Source organism: Pseudoalteromonas sp. SIMBA_162 (genome assembly GCF_046535955.1).
GTDB classification, from domain to species: domain Bacteria; phylum Pseudomonadota; class Gammaproteobacteria; order Enterobacterales; family Alteromonadaceae; genus Pseudoalteromonas; species Pseudoalteromonas marina.
Genome location: NZ_JAWJBQ010001148.1, coordinates 1 through 238, shown reverse-complemented (window position 1 = coordinate 238; position 238 = coordinate 1). Strand labels below are relative to the sequence as shown.

Sequence of the window (238 nt, the reverse complement as noted above, 5' to 3'; positions counted from 1 at the left end):
CGAGGCGGAAGTCGCTGCCATGCGCGAGCAGTACGCGGCTGGCATCGGCTGGGGCGACGCCAAGAACCAGCTGTTCGAATACCTGAATGATCACCTCAAGGCGCCGCGCGAGCGTTACGTCGAGCTGATGGAAGACCCGGCGCATGTCGAGGCGATCCTCAAGCGTGGCGCCGAGCGGGCCCGCGAAGAGGCCGCACCGATGATGGAGCGTCTGCGTCGCGCCGTCGGCCTGGGCGAC

The 238-nt window shown here is 68.1% G+C and carries 1 pseudogene; it reads left to right on the top strand.

Annotated elements, in window-relative coordinates:
• Positions 1-19 precede the first annotated feature (19 nt).
• Positions 20-238: pseudogene (locus R0J88_RS23275) on the top strand (tryptophan--tRNA ligase); the annotation flags it as partial.